An 8672-nucleotide genomic window follows, 5' to 3' on the forward strand; every position below is an offset into this window, starting at 1 on the left:
CCCCCTGGCTCTCGCCCGCATGGTCCCCAACTCCCCGGACCACCCGACCCTGGCGGTGATGCAAAAGACCGAAGCCTGGCTACGCGAAGCCGACCTCCCGCTGGAGCTGGTCTGGGGCCAAAAAGACCCCATCCTAGGCCGCGCCCTCCGCCGCCACCGCGAAGCCTTCCCCAACGCCCCCGTCACCCTCACCGACGCCGGCCACTTCCTGCAGGAAGAGGTTCCGGACGAGCTGGCGGCGGCGATTCGGCGGGTGGCGGGGAGATAGTGGACAAGGGGATGAGGCCCTCGTGGGGAGCGACCTCGTCCCCGGTCGATCAGTACAGCACTTGCTTGCCGTAGAGCTCGGCATTCGAATCCAACTTCGACGGGTCCGGGAAGGGGTGGGTCACGGACACGCTCTTGTTGTAGCCGTAGACCCACACTCCGTTGAGCACCCGGCGGTTTTGAAGCGAGAGGACCAGGTGGGCGGCAAAGTCGGTGACCGACTCGGCACAAACTTCCATCAGAATCGGCCCCTTGTAGCCGCCAACCAGGCCCGCTCCCAACTGCTGGGCGAGCTCGTCGTGGGTCCAGGTCCAATCCGCAGGGTTGGAGCCTTCGTCCCCGACTTCCTCATCGTTCCCGTGTCCGGTGATACACAACGGCTCGCTGGACTTGACCAAGCTCAGATAGCGCTGAAGCTGTGAGTTGGCCTCGGATTGGGTGCCCGCCGAGAGTTGCTTGACCGGTGCCCACGCGGCGGATTTCGACTCCGACGAGTTGGCCCAATCCATGATGTTCTGGTCTCGGGTAATGACGATCAACATGCTGACCTCCTTGCGGAGCACAGCAAGCCGGGGTGCCCTGGGTGGGGGTTACTGAGCTCGTTGACCCGTTAAATTTTTGAAGTCTTCGAAATTATAACATCAAGACTTTTCGTCGCCGCCGTCGCCCTGGGCGCCGCGGGGATGCTGGTGGCTCAGACCCAACCGGTGAAGCCACGCGTCAACACCCAGATCAAGCCCCACAAGTGCCGGTCCGGCCCGCCACGACCACGGCGACCGGGCAGGACTCTTCCAGCGGCCAGCAGTCCTATTTCGCCGGCCTCACGGGGGTGAGCATCGCCGCCGACGGCGAGATTCGCAGCCTGCAGCTCTTCTACCAGAACCGCAACGTCAGCATCCGCGGCTGCGGCGCCCAGCTGGCGGATCTGCCGGTGCTCGAATGGCTGTATCGGGACCGCCAGGCAGCGGAGTTCGTGACCAACGACGGCTGTTTGAGCTCCATCAACCTCAGTCGCTGAGCAGCGGGCTCTACTGGGCAGCAGCCCCGGGAATCAGAATCTCGGCAAATCCTTAGATGCTATTATATTGCTGCATTATCCAATTCCTGTAAGGAGGACCTCATGAAGACGTTCCACCGCGCTCTCTGGATCACCGGTCTCGCGCTCCTCTGCGCTGCGGGCCTGTCCGCCGCCGAAGCACCCCAGCTGGTCGACCTGCCGGAGGCGCAGCTCGTTGAGAGCAGCTCCTGCCTCGAAGGGTCAACTCAGGCCTCGGCCGTGGCTCCGAATTTCACGAACCCCGTCGGTGACGTAGTGCTTCTGGGATCCACCGAGGAATGCATCGAGCAATGCTTCCAGCAGCGCGATGCATGCTGCGCAGCGACTCCGGGAATCTGCGACAACTTCCCCAACCCGTGCCAGACGCAGTACTTCCAGTGCTCCTTCGGCTGCTGATCGGCCAGGAATCGTACATCTGACGCCAGCTGCTCCGGACGAAGCCAGTCCGTCATAGCCGGCCCCTCATAGTCAGCCGATCGACCAGGCCTCCTCTCTTCGGAGCAGGAGGCCTTTGTTCTTTACCGGACACCCCCTTGACAACCCCAACCAGATAGTTGACTATGTCAAACATAGATGAGGTCAAACATATGACCGAGTCTTCCGTAGAACGAACTCACCCTCCGCCGAAAATCGGCGCGAGGCCCATGACATAGACCATGAACGACACCCCCAACGAACTCACACCGGTGCAGGAGCTGGATCCGGAAGCTCCCGGCGGCTATCGCCTGGAGGAAAGCCCGGGGTATTGGCTCCACCGGCTGTATCGCACCATGGAGCGGGACTTCCAGCGCCGGCTGGCGCCGCTGCACCTGACGCCCCAGGAATGGGCGGTGCTCAAGACCACCGGGCGAGGAGATCAGACACCGGCGAGCATCGCCCAGGAGCTGGAGATGAATAGCTCGGCGGTGACCCGCTTCCTGGACCGGTTGGAACAGAAAGACCTGCTCCGCCGGGGCACTCACCCGGTGGACCGGCGGCGGACCAGCCTCGAGCTCACCGACGGCGGCAAACGGATGGTGTGCGAAGCGGCGCAGGAAGCCATCGAGATCAACCGGCAGATCTTGGGCGCCTTCGACGAGACCGAGGGGAAGCAGTTCATGAGCTTCCTACAGCGGTCAGTGGAACATCTGCGCAAGCTGGGCTTTTAGGCCTTTGAGCCTCGAGATTCCCTCGGCGAGCTAGCGGCGCCGAGCTCGAATCAGCCCTCACCATGACGTTTCGAAACGCGCCGGGGACCTTCCGGCACCCAAAGACTTCAGCCTTCCCGTAACCACGGACCGATTTTGTTTTCTCAGGCCCAACTTCTCAGGAGAATCCCCATGCCTCAGGCTTCTCATATCGCTCATTCCGCGCGTCGGCTGGCCCTGCAAGGCTTGACCTTGTCCGGTCTGGCGCTGCTGCTGTTGCTCGCCGGCGCCTGCGGCTCCGGTGAAGCCACCCCCGCGGGCCAGCAACAAGGCCCCCGCACCGTCCCCGTGGAGGTCGGCTCCACCGAGGTGGACACCTTGCTGGTGCGCCTCGACGCCGTCGGCACCCTGGAGGCCGACTCCATCGTCGACATCCGCCCGGAAACCTCCGGCGTGGTCAGCCGCATCGCCGTCACCGAGGGCCAGGAGGTCCGCAAGGGGCAGGTTCTGGTGCAGTTGGAGGATTCCGAGATCCGTGCCCAGTCGGAGGCCGCGGCGGCAGCGCTGAGCCGTGCCCGCACCGAGTCCTCGAACCTCGAGCTGCAGCTCGAGCGCAACCGCGGGCTGCTGGACACCGGCGCTATCTCCCAACAAACCTTCGACGACATCGAGAGCAGCACCGAGGCCGCCCAGGCCCGCGCCGAGGAGGCTCAGGCCAACTTCAACGTCGCCCAGCGGCGGCAGGACAAGACGGTCATCCGCGCCCCCTTCAGCGGTCGGGTGGACACCAAGGAGGTCTATCTCGGCGACTTCGTGGACATGGGCAACACCACCCTCTTCACCCTGGTGGACGCGGATCCGCTGAAGGTGGAGTTCACCGTGCCGGAGCAGTTCATCGGCCGCCTCGACGTCGGCAGCTCGGTCTCCGTGCGAGTGCGCAACATGCCCGACCAGCGCTACGAGGGCACCGTCGTCTTCGTCAGCCCGCGGGTGGATCCGGTGAACCGCACCGTCACCCTCAAGGCCGAGGTACCCAACCCCGAAGGCACCCTGCGGGCGGGGCAATTCGCGGACGTCCAGTTGGTGCTCCAGACCATCCCCGACGCGTTGCTGGTGCCGGAGGCGGCCATCGTCTCCCGCGAGGGCGAGAATTTCGTCTTCCTCGTGGAGAACGGCAAGGCCGTTCGCCGCTCCGTACAGCTCGGCGAGCGCGAGCCCGGCCGGGTGCAGGTGGTGAGCGGGCTGGAGGAAGGCCAAACGGTGGTGGTGGCGGGCCAGCAGCGGCTCCAGGACGGAGCCTCGGTGGCTCCTACCAACACGGGCAGCGATTCGGGCACCAGCTCGGATGCGCCCGCCAGCTCCGGCACTGGTACTGGTACTGGCACCGCCGAGCAGGGGGCCTGAGCCATGTTTCTACCCAACCTGGCCATCCGGCGGCCGGTGCTCACCACGGTGGTCACCGCCGCTATCCTGCTCCTGGGCTGGATCGGCTACCGCAACCTGCCGGTGCGCGAGCTGCCCAATATCGACTACCCCATCGTCAGCGTCACCACCGTTCTCCCCGGCGCCAGCCCGGAGGTGGTGGAGACGGAGGTCACGGAGGTCCTCGAGGAGGAGATCAACACCATCGAGGGCATCAAGACCCTGACCTCCGTCAGCGGTGAGCAGACCAGCATCATCACCGCCGAGTTCGAGCTCAGCCGCGACATCGACGTCGCCCTCCAGGACGTCCGGGACAAGATCAGCCGCGTGCGCGGCGAGCTGCCCACGGACGTCGACGAGCCGGCGGTGGAGAAGCTCGATCCCGAGGCTTCTCCCATCATCTGGCTCTCCTTGAGCAACCCCGAGCTCGAGATGACCGACATCAACGAAGTCGCCGACAACGTGGTCAAGGAGCGCCTGCAGCGCATCCCCGGCGTCGGCTCGGTGATCTTCGGCGGCGAAAAGCGCTTCGCGGTGCGGGTACGCCTCGACCCCCAGCGAATGGCCGCCTACGACCTCACCGTGGCGGACGTCTCCCGCGCCCTCGCCGAGGGCAACGTCGAGCTGCCGTCCGGCCGGGTGGAGAGCCGAAGCCGCGAGTTCACCATTCAGACCGAAGGTGAGCTGGCAACGCCGGAGGCCTTCAACACCCTCATCGTGGCGTGGCGCAACGGCTCCCCCATTCGCCTGTCGGAGATCGGCTACGCCGAGGCCGGGGTCGAGGACGAGCGCACCCTGGCGCGCTTCAACAGCCAACCCACCGTGGGCTTGGGCGTGATCAAGCAGAGCGACGCCAACACCGTGGCGGTGGCGGACGCGGTGCTGGAGGAAGTGGATCGCATCCGTGCGGATCTTCCCCCGGGCTTCACCCTCTACCTGGCGGTCAACGACGCCACCTTCATCGAGAGCTCCCTCACCGAGGTGGAAGAAACCCTCCTCATCGCCTTCCTGCTGGTGGTGGTGGTGATCTTCCTCTTCCTGCGCAGCGGCACCGCCACCCTGATTCCAGCGGCGGCCATTCCGGTGTCCATCGTCGGCACCTTCGCCGCCATGTATGTCCTCGGCTTCTCCATCAACACGCTGACCTTGCTCGCCCTGACGCTGGCCATCGGCATCGTGGTGGACGACGCCATCGTGGTGTTGGAGAACATCTACCGGCACATGGAGGAGGGCGAATCGCCTCGGGAGGCGGCGCGCAAGGGCACCGGCGAGATCGCCTTCGCGGTGCTCGCCATCTCGGTGACCTTGGTCATCGTCTTCCTGCCCATCGCGCTGGTCTCCGGCGTGGTGGGCCGCCTGTTCCGGGAGTTCGGCGTCGCGGTGGCGGTGTCGGTGGTCATCTCCGCCTTCGTCGCCCTCACCCTCACCCCCATGCTCAGCTCCCGCTTCCTCCGCGTCGGCGGTGGCCACGGGCGCTTCTTCAACGCCGTCGAAAGCTTCCTTGAGGGCATCACTTCCATCTACCGCCGGAGCCTCGCCTGGTCCCTCCGCACCCGCTGGTTGGTGGTGCTGGTGGGCATCGTGGTCCTCGGCGCCACGGTGCTGGTGGCGGGCTCTCTGGGGACCGAATTCGTTCCGCCGGAGGATCGCGGGGGCTTCCTCACCATCATCAACGCCCCCGAGGGCTCGACCCTCGAGTACACCGACGGTTACCTGCGCAAGATCGAGCAGGCCTTCGCCGAGACCGAGGGAGTGGACCGCTACTTCTCCGCCGTCGGCCTGGCCATCGGCGGACCGGCGAAGGTCAGCCAGGCCATCATCTTCACCCAGCTGGACGACGAGCGAGAGCGCGGGCAGTTCGAGATCATGGGAGAGCTGCGCGGCAAGCTCGGCAACTTCCCCGGCGTCGACGCCTTCATCATCGCCCCGTCGTCCCTCAACACCGGCGGCTTCAACAAACCGCTGCAGTTCGTACTCCAAGGCAGCGACCTGGATCAGATGGCGGAGGTCTCCCAAACGATGGTGGAGCGAGCTCGGGAGATCCCCGGCCTCACCGGCGTCGACACCGACCTGGAGCTCTCCAAGCCCGAGTTGCGGGTGAGCATCGACCGCCAGCGCGCCGCCTCCCTGGGGGTCAGCGTCGAGGACGTGGCGAGCACCCTGCAGGTGCTCTTCGGCGGCCAGGACGTCACCCGCTACAAAAAGGGCAACGAGCGCTACGACGTCATCGTCCAGCTGGAGGATGACTACCGCAACACGCCGCGGCAAATCGGCGAGGTCTACGTGCGCGGCGAGAACGATCAGCTGGTCAAGCTCTCCAGCCTGGTGCGGGTCGCCGAGGGCGTCGGCCCCAGCCAGATCAACCACTACAACCGTGCCCGCTCGGTGATCCTCGACTCCAACCTCGACGGCATTCCCCTGGGCGAAGGCCTGGCGCGGGTGCGCCAGCTGGCGGAGGAGGTGCTGCCCTCGGGCTTCACCACCGCCGTCGCCGGTGAGTCGGAGGACTTCGAGGAATCCCTGAGCAGCCTGCTCTTCTCCCTGGGCATGGCGGTGCTCGCCATCTACCTGGTCCTCGCCGGACAGTTCGAGAGCTTCGTCCACCCCTTCACCATCATGCTGGCACTGCCCCTGGCGCTCTTCGGCGCCGTGATCTCCCTGGGGATCATGGGCATGACCCTCAACATCTACAGTTTCATCGGCATCATCATGTTGATGGGCTTGGTGACCAAGAACTCGATCCTGCTGGTGGACTACACCAACACCCTGCGCGAACGCGGAGAGTCCCGCTTCGACGCCGTGGTGCGGGCCGGCGCGGTGCGGCTGCGGCCGATTCTGATGACCTCCGTGGCCCTCATCTTCGGCGTCTTGCCCATCGCCTTGGCCCTGGGCGCCGGCGCCGAGTCCCGCCGCCCGCTGGGCGTGGCGGTGGTCGGCGGCATGATCGCCTCCACGGCGCTGACCCTGTACATCGTGCCGGTCTTCTACACCCTATTGGACGATCTGCTGGCCGGCACCCAATCGCTTTTCTCGAAGATCCGGGGTAAGTCCTCGGATGACCATAGCGGCGAAGGCCGGTTAGAAACGGCCGAGGCCGCGGAGGGTTCCCGATGAGTCTCCCGATCCACCCCCAGCGTTTTCAGGCTCTTCGCCGGAAGGGCTCCGCGAGCTCGATTCTGGTCGCAATGCTGCTGCTCCCAGTCCTGGTTCTAGTCCTGCCGCTGGCCTCGGCCCACGCTCAGGAAGAAACCAGCGCCCAGGAGGCACCGCCCACCGGAGAGACCCCGCTCCAGCCCCGCTGGCAGCCGGTCTCCGGCTCCCCCGAAGGCCTGGAGCTGGGCCTCGAGGACGCCGTGCGCCGGGCTTTGGAAAGCAATGAAGCGGTACTCCTGGCCCGCGCCGAGCAAGCCCGCCTCGGGGGCGAGCTCCGCCAGGTCACCTCCCAGGCCCTGCCCCAGCTGAGCGCCGACGCCGACTACGTCTACAACATCGAAAAGCCGGTGCTCTTCCTCGACACCGAGGGGGGCGGCGTCCAACGCATCACCATCGGTAGCGATTACGACATCGACGCCGGCGTGACCCTGAGCCAGAAGGTTCTGGACTTGCGCTACGCTCCTGCCCGGCGCTCTGCCCAGCTGGACATCAGCTCCGCCCGGGCCTCTCTCGAGGACGCCGAAACCGCCGTCGCCCTCGCCGCCCGCCGGGCCTACTATCAGGCCCTGCTGGCCCGGGAGCTGCAAACGGTGCAGACCCAAGCCCTGGAGCAAGCCCGCCAACGCCTGACCCAGGTACAGGAATTCTTCGACGCCGGTACGGCGGCGGAGTTCGATCTGCTCACCGCCCAGGTGGAGGTGGACAACATCCGTCCGGAGCTGATCCAGGCGGAGAACGACCTCGCCCTGGCCCTCGAAGAGCTGCGCCGCATCACCGGCATCCCCGCCGGTACTCCCCTGGAGCTGGTGGATGGCTTCTCCGAGACCCTGCCCCCGATACCGGCCATCGACGCCGCGGTGGCCGAGGCCCTGGGCCAGCGCGCCGATCTCGAAGCCCAACGCCTGCGGGCGGAGGCCGCGGAGGCCCGCACCGTCGCGGCGGAGCGCTCGAACTTCCCCACCCTGGATTTCGAATCCGCCTACCGCCGCAACGCCTCCACCACCGACGCCTTCCCCGGCGACAACGAGTTCACCAACTCCTGGAACGCCACCCTCAGCCTCACCTGGCCGCTGTTCGAAAGCGGCGCCCGGGCCGGCCGGGTGGTCGCCGCCGAAGCGCGCCGGGACACGGAGCAGCTACTGCTCCAACAGCTCACCGAAGACGCCCGGCTGGAAGTCCGCCAGGCCGTCCTCGCCCTGCGCGCCGCCAACCAATCGGTGGAAGCCTCCCAATCCAACGTCCGCCGCGCCGAACGGGCCCTGGAGATCGCCGGCGTCCGCTACCGCAACGGCCTCTCCACCCAGGTCGAGCTCAACGACGCCGAGCTAGCCGTCACCCGCGCCCGCTCCAACTACGCCCAGGCCCTCTACTCCGCCGCGGTGGCCCGGGCGGAACTAGTGGCGGCGCAGGGGGGTGGGGTGGTGGTGAACGCAGCGGCTGAAGATGCTGATAGCAGCGCCCGCTGACCCTGCCCTCACAGCCGCGGACCTGATCAATCCCTTCAATAACAAAGCTTCGGCGGCTGGCTCGGTCCGGTCTTCAGTCTTTTGGATCGAGCCAGCTGCCGAAGCATCCTGGATCCTGCCGACTGGCACAGGCCGGACACTCGCAAACGGCATCGGCCTGGGGTCGGACGTGCACCAGGC

8 protein-coding genes are annotated in these 8672 nt (G+C 66.3%); 7 read left to right on the forward strand and 1 reads right to left on the reverse strand.

Annotation, left to right across the window (positions count from 1 at the left end):
- The coding region (locus tag SX243_23895; GenBank protein ID MDY7096029.1) for a haloalkane dehalogenase at positions 1–268 on the forward strand (268 nt) is incomplete at its 5' end.
- A gap of 49 nt (positions 269–317) precedes the next feature.
- Here the strand turns inward: SX243_23895 and SX243_23900 are convergent.
- Positions 318–809: a hypothetical protein gene (locus SX243_23900; protein ID MDY7096030.1), complete on the reverse strand. Its 492-nt coding sequence runs from the start codon at positions 807–809 to the stop codon at positions 318–320.
- A gap of 203 nt (positions 810–1012) precedes the next feature.
- Between SX243_23900 and SX243_23905 the strand changes: the two genes are divergently transcribed.
- The 6 genes from SX243_23905 (at position 1013) to SX243_23930 (ending at position 8492) form a co-directional block, all read left to right on the forward strand.
- Positions 1013–1285 (forward strand): hypothetical protein, encoded by a 273-nt coding sequence (locus SX243_23905; protein ID MDY7096031.1) that lies wholly within the window; start codon positions 1013–1015, stop codon positions 1283–1285.
- A 102-nt stretch (positions 1286–1387) separates the two neighbouring features.
- Positions 1388–1720: a hypothetical protein gene (locus tag SX243_23910; GenBank protein MDY7096032.1), complete on the forward strand. Its 333-nt coding sequence runs from the start codon at positions 1388–1390 to the stop codon at positions 1718–1720.
- A gap of 260 nt (positions 1721–1980) precedes the next feature.
- Complete coding sequence (locus tag SX243_23915) at positions 1981–2472, forward strand: MarR family transcriptional regulator (protein MDY7096033.1); 492 nt, start codon at positions 1981–1983, stop codon at positions 2470–2472.
- A 171-nt stretch (positions 2473–2643) separates the two neighbouring features.
- Entirely contained in the window at positions 2644–3855 is a 1212-nt protein-coding gene (locus tag SX243_23920; GenBank protein MDY7096034.1) for an efflux RND transporter periplasmic adaptor subunit, read from the forward strand.
- 3 nt (positions 3856–3858) lie between these two features.
- Positions 3859–6987 carry an efflux RND transporter permease subunit gene (locus SX243_23925; protein MDY7096035.1) on the forward strand — a complete coding sequence of 1043 codons (3129 nt, stop codon included), beginning with the start codon at positions 3859–3861 and terminating at the stop codon, positions 6985–6987.
- The gene (locus tag SX243_23930) at positions 6984–8492 is read left to right on the forward strand and encodes a TolC family protein (GenBank protein MDY7096036.1); all 1509 of its coding nucleotides are present in this window, start codon (positions 6984–6986) and stop codon (positions 8490–8492) included. The genes SX243_23925 and SX243_23930 overlap by 4 nt, the downstream gene beginning before the upstream one ends.
- Positions 8493–8672: the final 180 nt, after the last annotated feature.

This window comes from Acidobacteriota bacterium, from assembly GCA_034211275.1.
Classification (GTDB): Bacteria; Acidobacteriota; Thermoanaerobaculia; order Multivoradales; family JAHZIX01; genus JAGQSE01.